Consider the following 20807-nt stretch of genomic DNA (forward strand, 5'->3'; position numbering starts at 1 on the left):
GTGCCCGGTGCCGGACACTGCCGTAAAATTGTTTGGATGCCTTTCCTGGACAAACTTCAGCTCTGGGCCGATCAGCGCCCCCACGACACCGCCGTCGTTGTGGGCAGCAGCCGGCTCACCTGGGCGGGACTCCGTGACGCCGCAGCGACCTTGATCGGCGACGCGGCGGACATGACCGTTCTCGCAGAACCGAACTCCAACCGCTTCATTGAGCGATACGTGGCGGCGGTGGCCGGGGACCGTCGTTGTGCGGTGCTGGACCCGGAATGGCCGGCGCCCATGATCGACGAAGTAGCGTCGCGCATCGTTGGGCAGGGGGCGGCATCAGATACGGAGCTGGTGGACGGAGATCCCTCCACTACTTTCCTCATCGGCCTGACCTCCGGCACTACCTCTGTTCCGAAGGCTTTCACCCGCTCCCGCCGCTCCTGGCAGGTGTCGTTCGAGGCGTCCATCGAATTCTTCGGCCTCTCACAGGATGACCGCACGTTGGCACCGGGTCCCCTTTCCGCCAGCCTCAACCTCTACGCCCTCTCCGAGTGCCTCTACGCGGGTGCTGCTTTCCATACGCTGGCATCGTTCGACGTCGGAGACGCACATGCCGCCATCAGCCACGACGGCATCACCCGCCTCGTGGTGGCGCCAACGATGCTGCGATTGCTCAGCGAGCGGGGGTTGGCCGGCGACGTCGATGCATCGGGTATCCGCAGTATCGTGTGCGCCGGCTCCAAACTGGACGCCCGGACGTTGGAGGCCGCCAGGCGGTGGGCCCCACGCGCGTCTATCTACGAGTACTACGGCGCCTCCGAACTTAGCTTTGTCTCCGGTACCCGGCTGGCCGCCGGTGAACCATTGGACGCCGGGGGCACCGGCATCGGCTTGCCCTTCCCGGGTGTGGAATTGTGCATTCTCGACGACGCAGGCCAGGCTCTTCCCGATGGCGGGCACGGCAACATCAGTGTCCGCAGCGGGATGGTCAGCAACGGTTACCTTTGGGGCGACGATGGACAAGCCCTCCGGTGCCTGGACGGGTGGTACACCGTAGGCGACCAAGGATTCCTTGAGAATGGCGTCCTCCACATTCTTGGCCGCCGTTCCGACATGATCATCACGTCGGGAAAAAACGTCTACCCCCACGAAGTGGAACTGGCACTGGCTTCCGTGCCCGGCATAGATGTTGCCGTCGCTGCTGGTGCGCCTGACGATATTCGCGGCCAGAAGGTGATTGCCGGCGTCGTGCCTTCCTACGGTGCGGTCACCGCCACCCAACTTCGCAGCGGCCTGGACGGGTTACTGGCACGGGACAAACGGCCGTTGCAGTACTACATGTTGTCGGAGCTGCCGATGACGGACCGCGGCAAGGTCAGCAGGAAGGTCCTCCTTGACTGGGTCAAGAACCACGACCCCAGGGCCCAGCCTCTTGGGTAGCGACGGCAGCGCAGCCGGGGGAGTAGCTGACGAATCCCGTCTGCCAGTGATCGTCGCGTCCCTTCGATCACCTATTTGCCGGGCAAACGGCCGTTTGAAGCATCTCCGCGCGCCTGATCTCCTTGCACCGGTATTGGGGGCGCTGCTGGAATCCCTCGCCGTGGATCCGGCGGAAGTGGACGACGTCATCATGGGGAACGCTGTGGGCGGCGGCGGAAATGTGGCCAGGTACGCCGCACTCCAGGCCGGGATGCCCCTCTCCGTGCCCGGTCTCACTGTGGACCGGCAATGCGGCTCAGGCCTGGACGCGATCGCTTTGGCATCCAGGCTGGTGGCAGCCGGCGGAGATCCGCTGTATCTCGCCGGCGGTGTGGAAAGCATCAGCACCGCACCGGCAAGGGCCAACCGGAACGGCGACGGCGAACTGGACTTGTACTCCCGTGCCAACTTCGTGCCACCGCAGTTTGGCGATCCGGACATGGGTGTTGCCGCCGAGAATGTGGCCCGCGAATACGGCGTGACGAGACAGCAACAGGATGAATACGCGCTCCGCAGCCATCAACGCGCAGTTCGGACTGCCAAAGACGGTAGGTTTGCGGGCGAGATCGTGCCGATCGAAGCCAATGGAACAGTGGTGGATTCCGACGACGGACCCCGGGCGTCGCTTGCTGCGTCAACCATGGCGAGATTCCCCGCTGCGTTCGTACCCGGCGGCACGGTCACGGCAGCAAACTCATGCTTCGACGCGGACGCTGCATCCGCCGTCATCATCACGTCCCTGAAGCGTGCACGCGCCATGGGCGCGACTGACGGCTTGTTGGTGCTCGGCTGCGACACCACGGGTGTGGATCCGCAGCTCCTCGGTATCGGCGCCGCACACGCAGCGCACCGTCTCCTGACGAATCAATCCGTGGCCGCCAACAGCGTGGACCTAGTCGAGTTCAACGAGGCTTTCGCTTCACAGACAATTGCATGCCTGAACCACCTGGGCATCAACCCGGAGAGGGCAAACCTCGAGGGAGGCGCCCTGGCCTTGGGGCACGGCTTCGGCGCATCCGGGGCTGTCCTGGTGACCCGGTTGCTTGCCCAGGCACGCAGCCGCTACGCCAGGCAGGGCGACAGCCCCCTGGCGTTGGCGATGATCAGCATTGCCGGTGGCATGGGAACCGCGGCGCTGATGCAGTACTCGCGGCTCTAGTTTCCGGTAGCAGCGTCATCCGGCTCACCCAAACCCCGTGCAGCCAACGCATCGCCGGTCTGCCTGGCGTATGCCACGGTAGTGATGAAGACCGGCAGGATGAGCGCCCTGGGATTGCGCTCCAGTCCCCGCGCACGAGCTGAGTCCCTCACGTCTGAAAAGGCGCCGGCTATGAAGGGAATGCTCCTGAGCATCACTGCGATGGTCAAGGCAAAGCGTTCAGGGTCGGCACCAAAACGGCGGAATGGCTTGGCAAGGGCAGCCACTCCGTCCAGCAGGTCCTGCACCGGAGTAGTGGCCGTCAGCACTGAGGCCGCCACAACGCACACCAGCACGTTCAGAACGATGCGCGCAGCCGTGGGACCGCCGAGTTGCCACCACTGGAAGAGCCCGATGATAAGCACGATGGGCGCCACCAGCCAGATGGCCCTGACCAACCTTCGCGGGCCTGCGCCGGTCAGCAGGAACAAGCCGCACATGACGGCGAAGACCAGCAGGGAGATGATCCAGTCCACTATCAGGAAGGATGCCGCTCCACAGGCGGCCACCACGACGAATTTCAGCCAGAGGGGAGTGCGGTGGACGATCGAGTCTCCGGGGACATAATTGGCGATCAGGAAGCCATGGCCCCTCACTGGGGCGCCTTTCCGAGCGGTAGGTCGTCCAACGCAGTTGCGCACAAGGCACGGTAATGGGCAACGCCGGCTGCCGCGTCGCCGTCGAATACTATGCGTCCTGACTCGACCACCAGAACGCGGTCCATATCGAGGGCGAGGTCCAAGTCGTGGGTAGACATAATGACCTGCTGGTCGAGTCCGGCCACGGTTCGCCGCAGGAGTTCGCGGTTGCGGAGATCCAGCAGCGTGGATGGTTCGTCGAGGACCAATACTTTGGGATTGACGGCCAGGACTGCGGCAAGGGCCAGTAGCTGCCGTTCACCACCGGAGAGTTCGTAGATGCTTTGATCGGCCACATGCAGGAGCCCGAAGCGATCCAGGACGGCGTCTGCACGCGCAGCCCGCTCCTTGGAGTTCTTTATGGACCGGCGCAGCGAAAGCTCAACGTCTTCCCGCCCGGTGGGCATGACCAACTGGGACAGGGGATCGGTGAAGACGAAACCTACATTGCTTCGGACCCTGCGGACAGCCGACACTGTGTCATCGCCATCGACCAGGACAGTTCCGCCGCTCGGTTGCACCAAGCCATTCAGGAGCCGCAACAGGGTGGACTTCCCCGATCCGTTGGCACCGATGACGCCGATGCGGCGCTCGGGCAGGTCCAGGGAAAAATCGTGCAGCAGGGTTCTGGGCGTCTCGCTGCCATCGACAGCGACGCGCACCGAGACCCTGCTGAAACTGATGGAGTTCATGGAGTGATGGTTCCCGCTTTACTTGACCCGACGTACCAGGACATCCGGGAAGGCCTTATGGATCGCCATGGCGATGATCACGGCCAGGACGTTCTTAATGATATCGCCGGGGACGAAGGGAAGGTCGGCCAGGAACGCCTTGCTGAAATCCAACCGGGCGTTGACCATCATGCCAAGGACGCCGAGTCCGTGGACGATGACTATGCTGCTCACCATGGTCGCAGCAAACAACCATAGGGCACGGAACTTGACTGTCCGGCGGATGACCACCGTTGCAAGGTAGCCCGTCGCGGCGGCCGCCAGGGGAAACGCAATGATGTAGCCGGCTGACGGAGTCGCCAGGATGCCCAATCCGCTACGGCCACCGCTGAAGATGGGCAGCCCCGCCAGGCCCAAAAGCACGTACAACCCGACGGCGGCGAAGCCACGTCCAGCGCCCAGCACCAGTCCGCTCAGCATCACCGTCAATGTCACCAGTGTGATGGGCACGCCAAGGGCACCCACAGGAATGCCAGGGACAATCGAGGAGGCCGCCACGAGGGCCGCGAAGACCGCGATGAGCCCGAGGTCGGTGGCAGTCCAGCGTTTGCGGGAAGTCGGGTTGTGCTGCCCAACGGCAGCGTTGGTCTGGCTCATGACGGGTCCAATCAGGTGCGATGCGATGAATGCGGAGCTTTCTCCCCCTGTTCTTGAGAATACGGATGCCGCAGGACCGGATTTTTGGAGCCTTTCCACAACGCTGGCGGGTAGTTCTTTGGCGGGTGGCACAGTTTTACCGTTTTTGGGTCGATGTCAGCCTGCGGCCGGGGTGCCGGTAGACTTGAACAGGCTGTTCTCACAGCCACACTCCGCCGCAATTAACGGACCCACCGGTCCCCGCGCGCGTTCCCCATTGAAAGGCATCACCCGAATTGATTACCGTCCAGGACCTCGAACTCCGCGCCGGCGCACGCCTGCTCATGGACCAGGTTAACTTCAGGGTGGACAAAGGGGACAAGATCGGACTCGTCGGCCGCAACGGCGCCGGTAAGACCACCCTCACCCGGGTCCTCGCGGGTGAAGGCCTTCCGGCCGGGGGTAAAGTGACCCGCAGCGGCGAGATCGGCTACCTGCCGCAGGATCCCCGGACGCCGGACATGGAGCAACTCGCCCGCGACCGCATCCTTTCCGCACGCGGGTTGGACGTCGTGGTCGGCAAGCTCAAGAAGGCCCACGATGACATGGCCAGCGATGACGCAGCCGTTCAGCGCAAAGCCATGAACCGCTACGACCGCCTTGAAGCAGAATTCCTGGCTGGCGGGGGTTACGCTGCCGAGGCTGAAGCCGCCGCAATCTCCTCCAACCTTGCACTGCCGGACCGGCTACTCAACCAGCCGCTGAAGACCCTTTCCGGTGGCCAGCGACGGCGTGTGGAACTGGCCCGCATCCTGTACTCCGATGCGGAGACGCTGCTCCTCGACGAACCAACCAACCACCTTGACGCCGACTCCATCACCTGGCTTCGTGACTTCCTGAAGAACCACCAGGGTGGCTTGATCGTGATCAGCCACGACACCGAACTTCTCGAAGCGACGGTGAACAAGGTTTACTTGCTGGACGCCAACCGCGCCCAGATCGACTACTACAACATGGACTGGAAGCGCTACGTGCTCCAGCGCGAAACGGACGAGCGTGCCAGGAAGCGCGAGCGTGCCAACGCCGAAAAGAAGGCCCAGGTCCTGATCGACCAGGCGAACAAGATGCGGGCCAAGGCCACCAAGGCAGTGGCCGCCCAGAACATGGCCAAGCGTGCTGAACGGCTCCTGAGCGGCCTGGAGGCCGTGCGCGAGAACGACCGCGTGGCCGCGTTGCGCTTCCCGGATCCTTCACCCTGCGGCAAGACCCCGCTGACCGCGGAAGGCCTCAGCAAGTCCTACGGCTCGCTGGAAATCTTCACGGATGTGGACCTGGCAATCGACCGTGGCTCCAAGGTGGTAATCCTCGGCCTTAACGGTGCCGGTAAGACCACGTTGCTGCGCATGCTGGCCGGCGTCGACAAGCCCGATACCGGGGACATCATCCCCGGTCATGGCCTCAAGGTGGGCTACTACGCCCAGGAGCATGAGACCCTTGACGTCGACCGCACGGTCCTGGAGAACATGCGTTCCTCTGCGCCGGACATGAAAGATGCGGAGGTCCGGGGAATCCTTGGCTCATTCCTGTTCTCCGGTGACGACGTCGACAAGCCTGCAGGCGTCCTCTCCGGCGGCGAGAAGACCCGTTTGGCCCTAGCCACCATCGTGGCCTCCAGCGCGAACGTCCTGCTCCTTGATGAGCCCACCAACAACCTGGACCCCGCCAGCCGCGCGGAAATCCTGGGTGCCCTCAAGAACTACAGCGGCGCCGTCGTCATGGTCAGCCACGACGAAGGTGCTGTGTCAGCGCTGAACCCGGAGCGCGTTGTACTGCTCCCGGACGGCGTGGAGGACCACTGGAACGAAGACTACCTGGACCTGATCACGCTGGCGTAAGCCTGGGGCGGGCCGCCAGCGGCTATCGGACCTGGAGTTCTTCAGCGTTGGTGATAGCCCTTAGTTCTTCGTAACTGATGGAGAACATGGAGTTGTGGTCTCCGGCTCCGGCCCAGAGGACAGGGTGTTCCTGGAGCGACGTGTCCAGGATGGTCCGGAGTTTCCGGGGGTGGCCAACTGGCGCTACTCCTCCTACTTCCTGGCCCGTGTGCTCCAGGACTAAATCCGGCTTCGCCCGGCGAATTCTGCCGGAACCCAGTTGATTTGCCACCAACGATGTATCTACCCTGGCAGCGCCGCTTGCAAGGATGAGCAGTGGTCCGCCGTCGAGCTCGAAGATCAGGCTGTTGGTGATTGCCGCCACCCCGCACCCCAGGACTGTCGCAGCGGCGGCCGCCGTCGGAACTTTGTCCGCGAAAATCCGAACCGTGTCCTGAGCGCCGGCTGCCGTCAAAGCGGACCTTACATTGGCGACGGGATCAGGTCTCGTATCAGTAGCCTTGGGCATCCAGGATTGCGTCTTCCTCTTCTTCGGACGTGGCGCGCTTGTTCTTCCGCGGAGCAGGGGTGCGCTTCTTCGGCGTACCACCGGCGGCTATTATCTGCTCGTCCTCTTCGTCTTCGGCGTCAATAGCCGCATTGCGGGCCTGTTGCCGTGCGGCATAACCGAAACCGATGAACATCAGGACGCCGAAGGCGAACCATTGCAGGGAATAGGAGAGGTGCGTTCCCTCCTCGGTGGCCGGCTTGGGGAACGGCGTTGGCATCGGCTGCACGGCTGGATCTTCACTGGCGAGTTGCCCGTACGCACCAGTGGCTATGGGGTAGGGAAGTTCGCTGGAGAAACTCGCCAAGTCGATCGAAGCGAGCTGCCCGTCTACTGCGCCGCGGTCCAACTTGGGTTCGGCGGGCTTGAGCCGGGCTATCACCGTGACCTCGCCCGAAGGGGGTGCCGGAACGACGTCGGGACGGCCGGGAGTGTTGTTGCCAATCGGCAGCCACCCGCGGTCAATCACCACTGCTTCGCCTGTGGTCAGGCGGAAGGGAACCACGACGTCGTAGCCTGGCTGCCCGTTCAACGGCCGGTTACGCACAACCCGCTGGCCATCGAGGTCGTAGCTGCCACGGAGCTGAACCTGCGTCCATTCCCGTTCAGGATCCAGGGTGTCGAACTGGTTCTTGATCTCTGCGTAGGGGATGGGAGTGGCGGAGTAATTGCTGACCACGCGATTGATTTCTGCCAGCGTTTCGGCCCTGCGGTCCATCTGCCAGCGGCCCAGAAACACGCATGCCGTAGCGAAGATGACAGCCAGAACGAAGTACCCCAGCCATTTGCTGGAGAAGAGGAAACGGTACATTCAGCCGGCCTCGTTCGCCGCGGCATCGGCCTCCGTGAAGGGTACGGTTTCCTTCCAAAGGCTGCGCGTTTGCAGATAGTCCTCCAGCCACTCACGGTGGTCTCCACAAGAAAGCCACACTTTGCGCCGCTCGGGGGTGTGGATGCGGGGATTGTTCCATAAGAGTTGCCACTGGGCGTCGGATCGGCAGCCCTTGCGGGAGCAGAGCGCGGGCCCGGTGGCCCGTGCGGACTCCTGGCCGGCCCCACCTGGGCCAGCAAGACTAAAAATGTTCATGAGGCCGCCCGTTCATCGCCGGATTGCCCGGCTTCGCTTGCATGACCCGTCGATGGGCCCTCTTGTTTGGTCGGTTGTTCTTCATCCACCAGCTCTCCCTGGAGCACAGTGGGCGTGGCCGACGGTTCTTCTTCAGGCTCGGTGGAACGTTCGATCTCAGGGACTGCAACGTAGTCCAGCAAGGACTCGCTGTGATCCTCGGCCTTGTCGTTGCCGTTGGCGATGACCACGGCGATCCACGGAAGGAACACCGCCCCCGCGATGGCAATGATCTTGAACCAGCCATCCACCACGAAAATGAGGACTATGCAGACCATGCGGATGCCCATGGCCACCGCATACTTGATCATGCGCTCACGCATGTCTTCAGAGTGCGCAGCAGCCGCATCCGTGATGCTGTGGACTTCGGGGTCGCCGGAAACAGCATCCGGCTCCCCGGGCACTTGCTGCAGGGGACTGTTTTCTCGTGTCACAACTGAATCATCACGCTCCAAAGGCCTCTATCAATTCTCTCACCAAGGCCGTAGCGACCCAAACCGCGCAACGTGATGGCTACCCACGGGTTCCAGCGGGCGGCGGATAAGATCGAGACAGGAAAATCCCTCTTCAAAGCGGCAAGCGTGTGCCGCAGAATTTCGGAGCGAAAGTATGTCTGAAGCAGTATCCACCGGCCGCAGCGTCCTCATCACCGGAGGCAACCGCGGCATCGGCCTCGCCATTGCCGAATCGTTCCTTGCCAACGGAGACAAGGTCGCCGTCACCTACCGCAGTGAAACAGACCTCCCTGAAGGCATCCTGGGCGTCAGGGCCGATGTCACGGACGAAGCATCCGTGGACGCTGCCTTCAAGATTGTCGAAGAAGCACACGGCCCCGTTGAAGTACTGGTGGCCAATGCAGGTATTACCAAGGACACACTTCTGCTGCGCATGAGCGAAGACGACTTCACCTCTGTCCTGGATACGAACCTCACCGGGGCGTTCCGCGTCATCAAGCGCGCGTCCAAGGGCATGATCCGCCTTCGCAAGGGACGTGTGGTTTTGATCTCGTCCGTCTCCGGCCTCTACGGCGCGCCTGGCCAGATCAACTACTCCGCCTCCAAAGCCGGAATGGTAGGCATTGCGAGGTCGCTGACCCGGGAACTCGGCAGCCGGGGGATTACAGCCAACGTAGTAGCGCCGGGCTTCATCAACACTGACATGACTGCTGAACTGCCGGAGGAAACCCAGAAGTCGTACCTGGCCAACGTACCTGCAGGACGCTTCGCAGAGGCCTCCGAGGTAGCAGACGTAGTTCGCTGGGTGGCCAGTGACGAAGCCGCCTACATCTCCGGCGCCGTCATCCCGGTTGATGGCGGCCTGGGCATGGGGCACTAGCCCACTAGGCTGCACCCCCGTTTTTGTCCGAGGCCAACAACTGAATTCATCGTTGCCGCTGGCATGATGGAAGTCGAGGCCACGGAATTTGGATGAAGTGAACAAAAGGAGCATGAATGGGAACGCTGGATAACAAGACCGCCATCGTCACGGGATCATCGCGCGGAATTGGCGCCGAAGTTGCCAAGATCCTCGCCGGCGAGGGCGCCGCCGTCGTTGTGAACTACCGGCAGAAGGCGCCCCGCGCCAACAAGGTTGTGGCGGACATCAAGGCAGCTGGGGGTCGCGCAGCTGCGGTGGGCGCAGACCTGACCACCGATGAAGGTGTCCATGCCCTCGCCAGCACGGCCATGGAGGAGTTCGGTTCCCTCGATATCCTGGTGCTCAACGCCTCCGGCGGTATGGAATCCGGCATGGAGGAAGGTTACGCACTCAAGCTGAACCGCGACGCGCAGGTCAACATGCTCAATGCAGCTGTTCCGCTCATGCCCGAAGGATCGCGTGTCGTCTTCGTCACCAGCCACCAGGCACACTTCGTTGAGACCGTCCCCACGATGCCCGAATACGAGCCCGTGGCCAAGAGCAAGCGCGCCGGCGAGGATGCACTGCGTGCCCTCCTTCCCAATCTTGCGGACAAGGGCATCTCGCTGGTGATTGTTTCCGGTGACATGATCGAGGGCACCGTTACGGCGACCCTGCTGGACCGCTCCAACCCGGGAGCCATCGAAGCCCGCCGCGCCGAAGCGGGCAAGCTGTACTCAGTGGAGGAATTTGCAGCTGAGGTAGCCAAGATGGCCACCGCAGAAGTCGAATCCGGACACACCGAATACGTTGGTGGCGCCGACTACTTCGGTAAGGCTGCCGAGTAGAAGAGCCTCGACAGCAGCGGCCCGGGACGAATGTCCCGGGCCGCTGCTGTTTAAGCGACAGGCCAGCCCATGGCAACGCCATGAAATAACGATTCTCTAAATAATCACGATTTTTGCGTCACGAAATGGAGTTTCTTGTTTCACCTATTTCCGTTTTGCATTTCCGGAATTCATCTGGTTGACTCTCAAAGGCGCCCCAATGAGTAATTGTCAGCATGCTGCATAAACCCGCAATGGGGAGTTTATGCCACAGTCCACCGCCCCAGGCATGATGCTGGAAAGCTTTGCCATGAACTCTCAGGGGCGGCTATCGTCCCCTGGGATTAGGAGCTTTCTTGGACCTGTTATTGCATGCTGAGGATATTCACGCCTCGTACGACCAGCGGCGCATCCTCAAAGGCGTTGGGCTTTCTTTGCATCGAGGCGAGATTCTGGGGTTGATCGGAACCAATGGTGCCGGCAAGTCCACCTTGATGGGCGTCTTGGCTGGATCCCACAAGCACGACCTCGGACAGATCACTCTCGCAGGGGAGATTTACGTACCGGACTCCATCGCAGAAGCGCAAGCCTGCGGAGTTGGTTTGATTCCCCAGAATTTCCGGATCGACCCCGGACTGACCATCACCGAAGCAATATTCCGCGGCACCTTCCAGTCCGGAAAGTCTCATGATGAACTCCGCGACCAAGCGGCCGGACTGATCCGGGAAATAGGCGTCAGCATGGATCCGGATGCCACCGTCGGAACACTCATCCGTGCCGAACAGGCGCTCGTGGAAGTTATGCGCATGGTCGCCGAAGAAGCCCAGCTCGTGATCATGGATGAAGTGGCTGCTTCACTGCCGGATCATGACGTCGCCGTATTGCATCAGGTGCTAAGGATGCTGACCCGTCAAGGCCGGGCGATCATCTACATCACCCATCGCCTCGATGAAGTCAGATCCATTGCGCACCGGATTGCCGTCATGCGGGACGGCAAGGTACACAAGACACTGGAAGCCAGCCAGACCGACGTCGGGGAACTTGCCTTCCTCCTGCTTCAAAAGGAACTGGAGAGAGTCGCCAGGCCCACAGATCCGGCGGCCGCCGACGAGGCGTTGCGGATCGCCAACCTCAGCGTGGGGGACAGGGTCCGCGATGTGACATTCAATGTGGCCAAGGGCGAAATTTTTGGCCTCGTCGGGACCCACCGGTCCGGCGTGCACCAACTGGTTGAGGCTCTGGCAGGTGTTAGTCCAAGCACGTCAGGGCAGATCCACCTGCACGGACATCAAGTACAGATCCGGGGGATCCAGGACGCACGGCGCTTGAAGATCGGCTATTCTCCGGATGCGGCCGACGACTACGAGTACGGAGCCCGCATTGCAGACGGGCTTCAACAAGGCTCAGACGGGGGCAGTGACAGCCTCCAGGACGAGATTTCCCAGCTTCGGGGCGTGGCTGATGTTGTACACCGCATGCGCATCAACACCACCAACATTCAAGGCGCGATCTCCACACTTTCAGGAGGTGACCGCCAGAAAGTACAACTCGCCAGATGGATGTCCACCAACTGTGATGTACTCATCCTCAGCCATCCCAGCCGTGGAATCGATATCGGGGCAAAGGAGGTCGTGTACAAGATGCTCACGGAGCTCAGCAGCACTGGCGTGGCAATCATCCTCCTGTCCTCGGACCTGTCCGAAATGGTCAGTTGGTGCCATCGGATTGGCGTCATGCGCGACGGCGAACTGGTCACCATCGAGGCCAACGCCAATACCAACGAGGATGTCCTGGTGCATCACATGTTAGGTGTGAAGTTTGAATCGGGTAGCGCCGACGCCCGGCGCGTGAAGAACTAGCCCAACGAAGAAACCATAGGGGCGGCCGCACATGCTGCGGCCGCCCCTATGGTTTCGTGCAGGAATCAGATGGAAACTGCCTTGGCGATGTTGCTGAGCTTGTGGCGCGCCAGGGCCAGGTTCGCGTAAGTACGGTCAAGCACCAAGTACACGAAGAGTCCCTTGGACCCTGATGAGTTCAGGACGTTGATCAGGTGATACTGGGAATCCAGCGTGATCAGGATGTCTTCGATATTGCTGTCCAATCCAAGGTCTGCCATGGTGCGGAGCTTTGAACTCACAACGTTGGAGTTTCCTGCTGCGGCAACACCGAGGTCGAAGCCGGGGTTGCCGCCCTGGGCGAGTGCCATCCCACTGGAGTAGTCAACGATGGCCGCGCCTGTGGCGCCTTCGATGGACAGCAGTTGTTTCGTAGCTTCATCAAGCGAGCTCATAAGAAATTCTTCCTGTTCTGTTGTGTCATCACGGGTAGCAATGGAGTTCGCCCCGGTGCGGGACTGTTGATCCTGGAGGATTTCGTGGAGGGGAGTTGTGCGCTCCCCATCGGAGGCCCGACTGTATTCGAACGTCTCAAATTCTTCGCGACGTTTCCACCATTTCCACGTACGCTCCGAACGGTTCACTTCCTGCCCTGCACTTCCCTCATCCCGGACTGCCGCGTACTCCACGGATTTCCTCGTCAAGTTATTCACTTTACACATCAATTATTCATGAAGGCATGAAATCATCGCAATTTAAGCAAGGTAAATAATTGCACCATCCGGAATTAGTGACAATTTGATAAATAGTTCAAATTGTCGCGTCACGAAATGGGCTTGGCCGTTTCTAGGCGTCGATGGGTACGCGGAAGGCGGTACCCCATTGGGCACACGAAAGTGACCGCAGCAGGGGTTGGAACCGGCGGGAAGGGAGACGAGCAGTTATCCAGACATGGTCCGGGGTGATTCCGAGTCAGACGTTGGCGATATGCCGGACCGCGTCGAGGAATGGCATGTTAATCGCGGCGTCCGCAACCGCGCGAACGGCCGGTTTGGCGTTGAACGCAACGCCAATGCCGGCGGCACTGAGCATGTCGAGATCGTTGGCACCATCGCCCACCGCAATGGTGTGTTCAAGGCTGATGCCCTCGGCGGCTGCCCACTCACGCAAGTACTTTTCCTTGGCCGCACGATCGATAACCGCACCGAGGACCTTACCGGTCAACGCGCCGTCGACAATTTCGAGTTCGTTGGCAATCCAATAATCCAGGCCGAGTTCCTCGGCAATAGGACGGAGGATCTGGTTGAAGCCACCGGATACAACGGCAACCACATGGCCGGCATCCTTGAATGCGGACACCAGTTCTGCCGCACCGAGGCTGAGGCGCACCTCTTCTCGTACTGAGTCGACGACGTCGACCGGCAGGCCCGCAAGGACGGCCACCCGGGCGTGGAGACTCTGGGCGAAGTCCAGTTCGCCCCGCATTGCAGCCTCGGTGACTGCGGCGACTTCCTCGCGCTTGCCGGCGTGGGCTGCCAGCAGTTCGATGACTTCCTGCTGAATCAGCGTCGAATCAACATCCATGATGAGGAGCTTCCGGGATGCTTGGCGCAGGGTTTCGGGAACTATGGCCGTGTCGATTCCGGCACTGGCCGCGGCAGCCACCTGTCGGCGGACTTCTGCCAGGTCCGTTGCCGTATCCGAACCCCCAGCGAGTCCTGCCGTGAACACACCGAAGCGATCGTCCCCGCCCTGTGATTCGGATGACACTGCGACTCCGGCGTCGGCAAGCGCCTTCCGGACATTCTCCACAGATTCGGGGGTCAAATTCACGCCATAGCTGACTGCAGCCAAGTTCGAAGTCATGGCCTCAATCCTACTGAGGGCGCTCCGTCCATCCGAATTCGTTTCACCTCGGAATCGCAGGAAACCACCGGTTATCAGTCATGTGCATTTTTGTCCTAGTGTCTACTGCTATGAGTGATGTTCTGGAATTGGCTTCCGTCAGCGTTGTCCGAGGCAAGAAGACCCTGCTGGACAAGGTCGACTGGGAGGTCAACGAAGGGGAACGCTGGGTCATCCTGGGCCCCAATGGCGCAGGGAAGACCACCCTCCTGCAGATTGCGGCCGCCCGCCTTCATCCGAGCAGTGGCAAAGCCGGGATCCTGGACGAAATCCTGGGCCGGGTGGACGTCTTTGAACTCCGCCCCCGCATTGGCCTCTCTTCAGCAGCACTTGCTACCCAGATCCCCGAGCATGAGAACGTACTGAACGTCGTGGTCACCGCCGCGTACGGGGTCACGGGCCGTTGGCGGGAAGGATACGAGCGCGACGACGAACGCCGCGCCTTTGCCCTCTTGAATGACTGGGGGATGGGTCCTCTCTTGAACCGGACCTTTGCCACCCTGTCCGAGGGTGAGCGCAAGCGTGTGCAGATTGCCCGTGCACTCATGACGGATCCGGAACTCCTGCTCCTGGACGAACCCGCTGCCGGCCTTGACCTGGGCGGCCGGGAGGAACTGGTCCACAAGCTTGGCGAACTCGCCAGCGACGAAGCAGCTCCTGCCATGGTCCTTGTCACCCACCACCTTGAAGAAGTGCCGCCGGGATTCACCCATGCCATGCTGCTCCGCGAAGGCGGAGTGGTGGCTGCCGGTCCCATCAAGGAAGTTCTCACCGACGAGCACCTCAGCAACACCTTCGGCCTTGCCTTGGATGTTTCGGAAAACGCCGGCCGCTACACGGCCACGGCCCGACGCTAGAGGGGCTCTGTAACTTACTGTGGAGATTCTTAGCAGCATCCTGGTCTTTTTCGCGGGCTTGTGGGCCGGCACCATCAATGCCGTAGTCGGCTCCGGCACGCTTGTGACGTTCCCCGTACTGATAGCACTTGGCGTGACACCGGTTGTCGCGTCCATGAGTAACGCCATGGGCCTGGTGGCTGGAACGGCCGCAGGAGCGTGGGGTTATCGGCGTGAGCTGGCGGGCCGGGGAAGGCAGTTGATGAAGCTGCTTCCGGCCTCGCTGCTGGGCGGCATCACAGGCGCGTGGCTCTTGCTGCATTTGCCGGAAAAGGTCTTCCATTTTGTGGCCCCCGTCCTTTTGGTGCTGGCCCTCCTGATGGTGCTGTTCCAGCCAAAGCTGCAGGCGTGGATTCGTAGCCGGGAACAGAATCCAGAGCATGCCATCCGGGACCGCAGCCACGGGATCCTCCTGGTGGTACTTGTGTACCTGGCCGGCGTCTACGGCGGCTACTTCGTGGCTGCGCAAGGGATCCTGCTGGTGGGGATTCTCGGCGTGTTCCTCACAGGGACCATGCAAAATGCCAACGCCATGAAGAACATCCTGGTGCTGGGCGTCAACATGGTGGCAGCCATCTCATACCTGATCTTCGCCTTTGACCGCATCAACTGGCTGGTGGTCCTGCTCATCGCCGTGAGCTCCACCATCGGCGGGCTTGTTGGTTCCAAAGTGGGCCGGAAGTTGTCCCCCAAGGTCCTCCGTGCAGTCATCTTCACGCTCGGCATAGTGGCCCTTGGCTTCATGATCGCCAACCTGCTGAAATAATCAACCGGTGACCTTCCACTATCTCGAGTCAGCCAACGACCCCCGGGTGACGGACTACACCACCCTCACAGATGTACACCTCAGGAAGTTGCGCGAGCCACGGGAAGGCATGTACATCGCCGAATCCTCCAAGGTCCTCCGCCGGGCACTGGCGGCAGGCCATCAGCCCCGTTCCTTCTTCCTGGCGGAGAAGTGGCTTGAAGACCTCGACGACGTCTTCCGGGCATACCCCGACGTCCCGGTCTTCATCGGCAAGGCTTCGTTACTGGAGGAGATCACCGGATTCCACCTGCACCGAGGGGCAATGGCGGCAATGCACCGGCCGAGCCCCGTTCCGTTGGAGGTACTCCTGGCCAACGCGAAGCGGGTCGCTGTGCTCGAGGACATTGTTGACCACACGAACGTAGGGGCGATCTTCCGGTCGGCCGCGGCCCTGGGCGTGGATGCCGTCCTCGTCTCGCCGCGGTGCGGCGATCCCCTGTACAGGCGCAGCGTACGTGTCAGCATGGGCACTGTCTTCCAGGTTCCATGGGCGCGGCTGGAAAGCTGGCCGGGGGACCTGGATCGGCTCAAAGAGCAAGGCTTCACTGTGGCGGCCATGGAATTGACGGCTGATGCCATGGACCTGGACGACCTCGCGGCAAGGAACTTCCCCAAACTCGCACTGGTGCTGGGAACCGAAGGTGCGGGAATGAGCGAGGAAACGCTCGCCGCCGTCGACCTCGCCGTTAAAATTCCGATGCGGGCAGGTGTCGATTCCCTCAACGTTGCCGCCGCCTCGGCAGTGGCCTTTTGGGAACTCCGTCCACGCGACTGATTGTGGTTCGTATGGCGGTGTGGTTTCCGCTATGATTGGTTGTTGGCCCGGCAGCTGGAATGTCCGCATTGCAGCAACCAGACCACCTCCATTCATACCTGGCAGCTGGCAAAATCCAGTTGCGTGAACAAAAGGTCCCATTATGAAGTCTGATATCCACCCGAAGTACGAAGCTGTTGTCTTCAACGACCTGGCTTCCGGTACGCAGTTCCTGACCAAGTCCACCGTGTCTTCCTCGAAGACCATCGAGTGGGAAGACGGAAACACCTACCCGGTTATCGACGTCGAAATCTCTTCGGAGTCCCACCCGTTCTACACGGGCAAGCAGCGCATCATGGACTCCGCTGGCCGCGTCGAGCGCTTCAACGCCCGCTTCAAGGGCTTCGGCGGCAAGAAGTAACCCACTTCACCCCAAGGCTTTCAGAGGCCCGCATTGCCGGATTCCGGCAATGCGGGCTTTTGCGTTTTCCGGCAAGATGGAAGGCATGACTTCCCAGCCCGTATCTGACACTGAAAACCACGACGACGGCGCGCGCCTCCACGGGGAGTATAAGGTTCCAGGCGGAAAACTCGTGGTGGTGGATCTGGAAGTTGTGGATGGTCGCTTCGCCGACGTTTCGCTGAGCGGGGATTTCTTCCTCGAACCCGATGAAGCGCTGCAGGATATCAACACCGCGCTCACGGGTCTCCCGGATAACTCAACGGCAGCAGAAATCACCGCGGCGGTCACCATGGGTCTGCCCGAAGGGGCCGTGCTGTTTGGGTTCTCCGCGGAAGCCGTGGCCGTAACAGTCCGCCGCGCACTGTCCAAGGCGACGGGCTGGGCTGACCACCAATGGGACGTCATTCCGCCCTCAGTCCTGCCCACCCAGGTCAACGTTGCCTTGGATGAAATCCTCACCGAAGAAGTCGGCGCTGGGCAGCGTAACCCCACCCTGCGGTTCTGGGACTGGGAAGAACCGTCCGTAGTCATCGGCAGTTTCCAATCCGTTCGAAACGAAGTGGACCCCGAGGGCGTTTCCCGCCACGGCATCACGGTGGTGCGCAGGATCAGCGGAGGCGGAGCCATGTTCATGGAGGCCGGCAACTGCATCACTTACTCCTTGTATTTGCCGCAGACCCTCGTGGACGGCATCAGCTTCGCCGACTCGTATGCGTTCCTTGACGCCTGGGTCATGGCTGCACTGGAGAAACTAGGCATCAGCGCCTACTACGTACCCCTCAACGACATCGCAACAGACCAAGGCAAGATTGGCGGAGCAGCGCAGAAACGGCTGGCCAACGGCGGCATGCTTCATCACGTGACCATGAGCTACGACATCGACGCCGACAAGATGGTTGAGGTCCTGCGTATCGGCAAGGAGAAACTCTCTGACAAGGGAACCCGGAGCGCCAAGAAACGCGTGGACCCCCTGCGACGCCAGACCGGACTCGCCCGCACCACCATCCTGGCCGCCATGCAGGAGGTTTTCATGGAGCGTTATGGAGCGGTGGAGTCCCGCCTCACCGAGGCGGAGCTCGGTGAGGCGAAGAAGCGCGTGGCAACCAAGTTTGGCACCACCGAATGGCTGAACCGGGTGCCGTAACCCCGTTTTGCGGCGGGGCCTAACCTATGGCGGCCTAACCGTTGGCGGCCTGCGCCGTGAGGGCCCGAAGCAGGTGGCTGCGCTGCTCGATGATGATGCGGCGCAACGCCCTCGGAGCGTCCGGGTGGGACTGCAGCCACTGGTCCGTACGGACAAGGACCGGATGTTCCGAAGGCAGCATGCCAACCGCCAGGTCCTGGGCACCCGGGTACAGGCCGCGTACAATCCTGCCCGCGATCTCGATGCTGCGCTCCGCCCATACCCTTTCAAGGCACTCGAAGTACGGCTCAACATAGGGTTCCAGCATGAATCCAGGGCCGATGGCAAAGCCGGTGATCGTTGCACTCAGGATCTCGTTGGAAAGTCCTGTGCTGTTCACCGCGGAATCCCAAGCAGCCGCCTTCACCGGGACCTCCGGGATGGCGGCCGTCGCCAGCGCGTGGCCTTCCCGGCCTGAAGCTGTCCTGTCTGCCTGGAGTTCCCTGTCCAGTTCGGCCCTTGTCGCCTGCCCCTGGGCAGAGAGGGCCTGCCAGAGGCTCCACCGCAATTCCGCGTCGACAGCCAGTCCTTGAATAACGGTGCCGCCCTCCAGGATTCCCCGCAGGAAGGGAAGTTCGCTGTCTCCGTTCCTGGACACTTCCGCCAAGGTCCTGGCCCAGGCCAGCTGCTGGTCGGAACCCGGAACCGCTGCCTTGATATTGGCGGCCACCACTGCGAGGAAGTCTTTGCGCACCTGTCCGCGTGCCGAGACCGGGACGTAGCGTTCGATAGCGCCGGAGGCATTGCCGAGAACGTTCAACAAGACGCCGATTCCAGTCTCCGATGGAGCAAACTGCTCCACCGCGGCAACATAGCGCGCTGCCGGCGTGACGCCGTCGCGGGCAGAATCCCACAGAGCGGTCCAGCAGAGGGCCCGGGCCATCGGGTCGGTGATTTTGTCGAGTGATGTCCGAACGGTGTCTTCGGAGCTGGGGTCCAGCCGCACTTTGGCGTAGCTAAGGTCATCGTCGTTGACCAGAAGCAGGGCAGGTCGTGGCTTTCCGGCCAGTTCAGGTACCAAGGTGCTGGGCCCTGAAACGTCAACCTCGACGCTCTCGGACCGGACAAGCTTTCCCGATGCATCAGGTTCATACAGGCCAAGCCGCAAGCGATGGGGACGGAGTTCCTGATGGCCCGTGATGGGATCGATGGCCTCCTGGCTCAGCGTCACGGCGCCAAGGACCCCTCCGTCTTCTACGATCCCGGCCGAAATAGTGGAGATGCCGGATGTCTGCAGCCATTGGCGTGCCCATTCCCCAAGGTCCCTTCCCGAGGCAGTGCCGAGAGCTTGAAGGAGGTCTTGCAGGGAGGTGTTGCCGAACTCGTGATCGCGGAAGTACTGACGGGAACCGGCAATAAACGCCTCGAAGCCGACGTAGGCCACTAATTGCTTAAGGACCGATGCTCCCTTGGCATAAGTGATGCCGTCGAAGTTCTGTTTAGCTGCCTCAAGGTCCGGTATGTCGGCAACAATCGGGTGTGTTGTGGGCAGCTGGTCCTGCAGGTAGGCCCAGGCTTTGCGCTTGTTCGCGAAGTTCACCCACGCGGTGTCCCAGCCTGTGGCACGGTCCACGCCAAGTGTCCCCATGTAGTCAGCGAACGACTCCTTGAGCCAGAGGTCGTCCCACCAATTCATGGTCACGAGATCGCCGAACCACATGTGGGCCATCTCGTGCATCAGCGTATTGGCACGGGCCTGGTACTGGGCATCGGTGGCGCGGGAGGCGTAGACGTACTTCTCAGTGAAGGTGACGAGGCCGGGATTCTCCATGGCGCCGAGGTTGTATTCGGGCACGAAAGCCTGATCGTACTTTCCCCAGGGGTACGGGTAATCGAAGAGGTCGTTGAAGAAGGCCAACCCGCTCTTGGTCAATCGGAAGAGTTCATCGGCATCGAATGACTTCGACATGGACGCGCGGCAGAAAAGTGCCAGCGGCACATCAAGGCGGGTGCCGTCGTCGAGGGTTGTTCCCCAGTGGTCTGTCGCCTTGAAATAGGGTCCGGCAAGCACAGTGGTGATGTACGTGGACATCCGTTTGGTGGTGGCGAAGTCCCACTGCGAAGAATCGTTCGTCAGTGCTGTCCGGGCCAACTCCACACCATTCGAAGCCACCTCCCAGCCGCTCGGAGCGATCACGTGGAAAGTAAATTCGGCTTTGAGGTCCGGCTGTTCGAAGTTGGCGAAAACGCGGCGGCTGTCAGCCGGTTCGTACTGGGTGTAGAGGTAGCACTGGCCATCAGCGGGATCGACAAAGCGGTGCATACCCTCCCCGGAGCGGCTGTAGAGTGCCGTTCCGGTCACCGTCACCGTGTTGTCGGCTGCGAGGCCCTCCAGGACGATCCTGTCGCGGTCAACCACTGACCCAACGTCGAGCGCCTGGCCGTTCAACACGACCGACCCCACATCTCCGCTGATGAAATCCAGGAAGGTGGCAGAGCCAGGCGTTGCAGAGAAGGTGATGGTGCTGGTACTCAGGTAGCCGGGGACTGCGGGATCTTCCGCGTCGCGGACGTCGAGGGTGACGTCGTAGCTGTGGGTGGTGATCAGGGCTGAACGGGTGGCGGCTTCATCGCGCGACAGATTGTGATTCGACACACA

The 20807-nt window shown here is 61.5% G+C and carries 21 protein-coding genes; 11 read left to right on the forward strand and 10 right to left on the reverse strand.

The annotated features are described in order from the left end of the window. Positions 1-36 precede the first annotated feature (36 nt). Both J3D46_RS16555 and J3D46_RS16560 read left to right on the forward strand, forming a co-directional pair. Positions 37-1428, forward strand: coding sequence for a class I adenylate-forming enzyme family protein (locus J3D46_RS16555; protein ID WP_253468234.1), 1392 nt, complete (start codon positions 37-39; stop codon positions 1426-1428). After that, entirely contained in the window at positions 1421-2626 is a 1206-nt protein-coding gene (locus tag J3D46_RS16560; RefSeq protein ID WP_253468235.1) for a thiolase family protein, read from the forward strand. The genes J3D46_RS16555 and J3D46_RS16560 overlap by 8 nt, the downstream gene beginning before the upstream one ends. On the opposite strand, the gene J3D46_RS16565 is transcribed toward J3D46_RS16560, so the two are convergent. Genes J3D46_RS16565 through J3D46_RS16575 form a run of 3 tightly spaced genes read right to left on the reverse strand, consistent with a single transcriptional unit; the run spans position 2623 to position 4631 of the window. Then, positions 2623-3261 (reverse strand): energy-coupling factor transporter transmembrane protein EcfT, encoded by a 639-nt coding sequence (locus tag J3D46_RS16565; RefSeq protein ID WP_253468236.1) that lies wholly within the window; start codon positions 3259-3261, stop codon positions 2623-2625. The genes J3D46_RS16560 and J3D46_RS16565 overlap by 4 nt on opposite strands. Then, on the reverse strand, positions 3258-3995 hold the full coding sequence (locus J3D46_RS16570; RefSeq protein WP_253468237.1) for an energy-coupling factor ABC transporter ATP-binding protein: 738 nt from the start codon (positions 3993-3995) through the stop codon (positions 3258-3260). The genes J3D46_RS16565 and J3D46_RS16570 overlap by 4 nt, the downstream gene beginning before the upstream one ends. Before the next feature lie 18 nt (positions 3996-4013). Further along, on the reverse strand, positions 4014-4631 hold the full coding sequence (locus J3D46_RS16575) for a biotin transporter BioY (protein ID WP_253468238.1): 618 nt from the start codon (positions 4629-4631) through the stop codon (positions 4014-4016). A gap of 275 nt (positions 4632-4906) precedes the next feature. Here J3D46_RS16575 and J3D46_RS16580 point away from each other — a divergent pair, with 275 nt between their 5' ends. Then, the gene (locus J3D46_RS16580) at positions 4907-6505 is read left to right on the forward strand and encodes an ABC-F family ATP-binding cassette domain-containing protein (protein ID WP_231341635.1); all 1599 of its coding nucleotides are present in this window, start codon (positions 4907-4909) and stop codon (positions 6503-6505) included. 22 nt (positions 6506-6527) lie between these two features. Here J3D46_RS16580 and J3D46_RS16585 read toward each other — a convergent pair whose 3' ends face one another. Genes J3D46_RS16585 through J3D46_RS16600 form a run of 4 tightly spaced genes read right to left on the reverse strand, consistent with a single transcriptional unit; the run spans position 6528 to position 8633 of the window. Next, the gene (locus tag J3D46_RS16585) at positions 6528-7013 is read right to left on the reverse strand and encodes a YbaK/EbsC family protein (RefSeq protein WP_253468239.1); all 486 of its coding nucleotides are present in this window, start codon (positions 7011-7013) and stop codon (positions 6528-6530) included. Beyond that, positions 6997-7863, reverse strand: a complete 867-nt coding sequence (locus J3D46_RS16590; protein WP_231341637.1) for an SURF1 family protein — start codon at positions 7861-7863, stop codon at positions 6997-6999. Before J3D46_RS16590 ends, J3D46_RS16585 begins: the two co-directional genes overlap by 17 nt. Continuing rightward, positions 7864-8139 (reverse strand): hypothetical protein, encoded by a 276-nt coding sequence (locus J3D46_RS16595; protein WP_253468240.1) that lies wholly within the window; start codon positions 8137-8139, stop codon positions 7864-7866. Next, positions 8136-8633 carry a DUF3099 domain-containing protein gene (locus tag J3D46_RS16600; RefSeq protein ID WP_253468241.1) on the reverse strand — a complete coding sequence of 166 codons (498 nt, stop codon included), beginning with the start codon at positions 8631-8633 and terminating at the stop codon, positions 8136-8138. The genes J3D46_RS16595 and J3D46_RS16600 overlap by 4 nt, the downstream gene beginning before the upstream one ends. Positions 8634-8787: 154 nt before the next feature. Between J3D46_RS16600 and fabG the strand changes: the two genes are divergently transcribed. The 3 genes from fabG (at position 8788) to J3D46_RS16615 (ending at position 12220) form a co-directional block, all read left to right on the forward strand. Then, positions 8788-9513: a 3-oxoacyl-ACP reductase FabG gene (gene fabG / locus J3D46_RS16605; protein ID WP_231341640.1), complete on the forward strand. Its 726-nt coding sequence runs from the start codon at positions 8788-8790 to the stop codon at positions 9511-9513. A gap of 116 nt (positions 9514-9629) precedes the next feature. Next, positions 9630-10382 carry an SDR family oxidoreductase gene (locus J3D46_RS16610; protein ID WP_253468242.1) on the forward strand — a complete coding sequence of 251 codons (753 nt, stop codon included), beginning with the start codon at positions 9630-9632 and terminating at the stop codon, positions 10380-10382. 335 nt (positions 10383-10717) lie between these two features. Beyond that, positions 10718-12220, forward strand: a complete 1503-nt coding sequence (locus J3D46_RS16615; RefSeq protein ID WP_253468243.1) for a sugar ABC transporter ATP-binding protein — start codon at positions 10718-10720, stop codon at positions 12218-12220. Between the two features lie 65 nt (positions 12221-12285). On the opposite strand, the gene J3D46_RS16620 is transcribed toward J3D46_RS16615, so the two are convergent. Beyond that, the gene (locus J3D46_RS16620; RefSeq protein ID WP_231342137.1) at positions 12286-12903 is read right to left on the reverse strand and encodes a hypothetical protein; all 618 of its coding nucleotides are present in this window, start codon (positions 12901-12903) and stop codon (positions 12286-12288) included. Positions 12904-13171: 268 nt separating this feature from the next. Next, positions 13172-14065, reverse strand: a complete 894-nt coding sequence (serB, locus tag J3D46_RS16625; protein ID WP_253468244.1) for a phosphoserine phosphatase SerB — start codon at positions 14063-14065, stop codon at positions 13172-13174. A 110-nt stretch (positions 14066-14175) separates the two neighbouring features. Here serB and J3D46_RS16630 point away from each other — a divergent pair, with 110 nt between their 5' ends. From J3D46_RS16630 to J3D46_RS16650, 5 genes are all read left to right on the forward strand, one after another. Further along, positions 14176-14961 (forward strand): ABC transporter ATP-binding protein, encoded by a 786-nt coding sequence (locus J3D46_RS16630; RefSeq protein WP_231342135.1) that lies wholly within the window; start codon positions 14176-14178, stop codon positions 14959-14961. Positions 14962-14980: 19 nt separating this feature from the next. Beyond that, positions 14981-15766: a sulfite exporter TauE/SafE family protein gene (locus J3D46_RS16635; RefSeq protein WP_253468245.1), complete on the forward strand. Its 786-nt coding sequence runs from the start codon at positions 14981-14983 to the stop codon at positions 15764-15766. Between the two features lie 7 nt (positions 15767-15773). Then, complete coding sequence (locus tag J3D46_RS16640) at positions 15774-16583, forward strand: RNA methyltransferase (protein WP_231342133.1); 810 nt, start codon at positions 15774-15776, stop codon at positions 16581-16583. Between the two features lie 142 nt (positions 16584-16725). Then, the gene (locus J3D46_RS16645; protein ID WP_017200906.1) at positions 16726-16983 is read left to right on the forward strand and encodes a type B 50S ribosomal protein L31; all 258 of its coding nucleotides are present in this window, start codon (positions 16726-16728) and stop codon (positions 16981-16983) included. 85 nt (positions 16984-17068) lie between these two features. Next, positions 17069-18169, forward strand: a complete 1101-nt coding sequence (locus J3D46_RS16650; protein WP_253468246.1) for a biotin/lipoate A/B protein ligase family protein — start codon at positions 17069-17071, stop codon at positions 18167-18169. Between the two features lie 34 nt (positions 18170-18203). Here J3D46_RS16650 and pepN read toward each other — a convergent pair whose 3' ends face one another. Continuing rightward, entirely contained in the window at positions 18204-20804 is a 2601-nt protein-coding gene (pepN, locus tag J3D46_RS16655) for an aminopeptidase N (protein WP_253468247.1), read from the reverse strand. Between the last annotated feature and the right edge of the window lie 3 nt (positions 20805-20807).

This window comes from Paenarthrobacter sp. A20, from assembly GCF_024168825.1.
Lineage (GTDB): Bacteria > Actinomycetota > Actinomycetes > Actinomycetales > Micrococcaceae > Arthrobacter.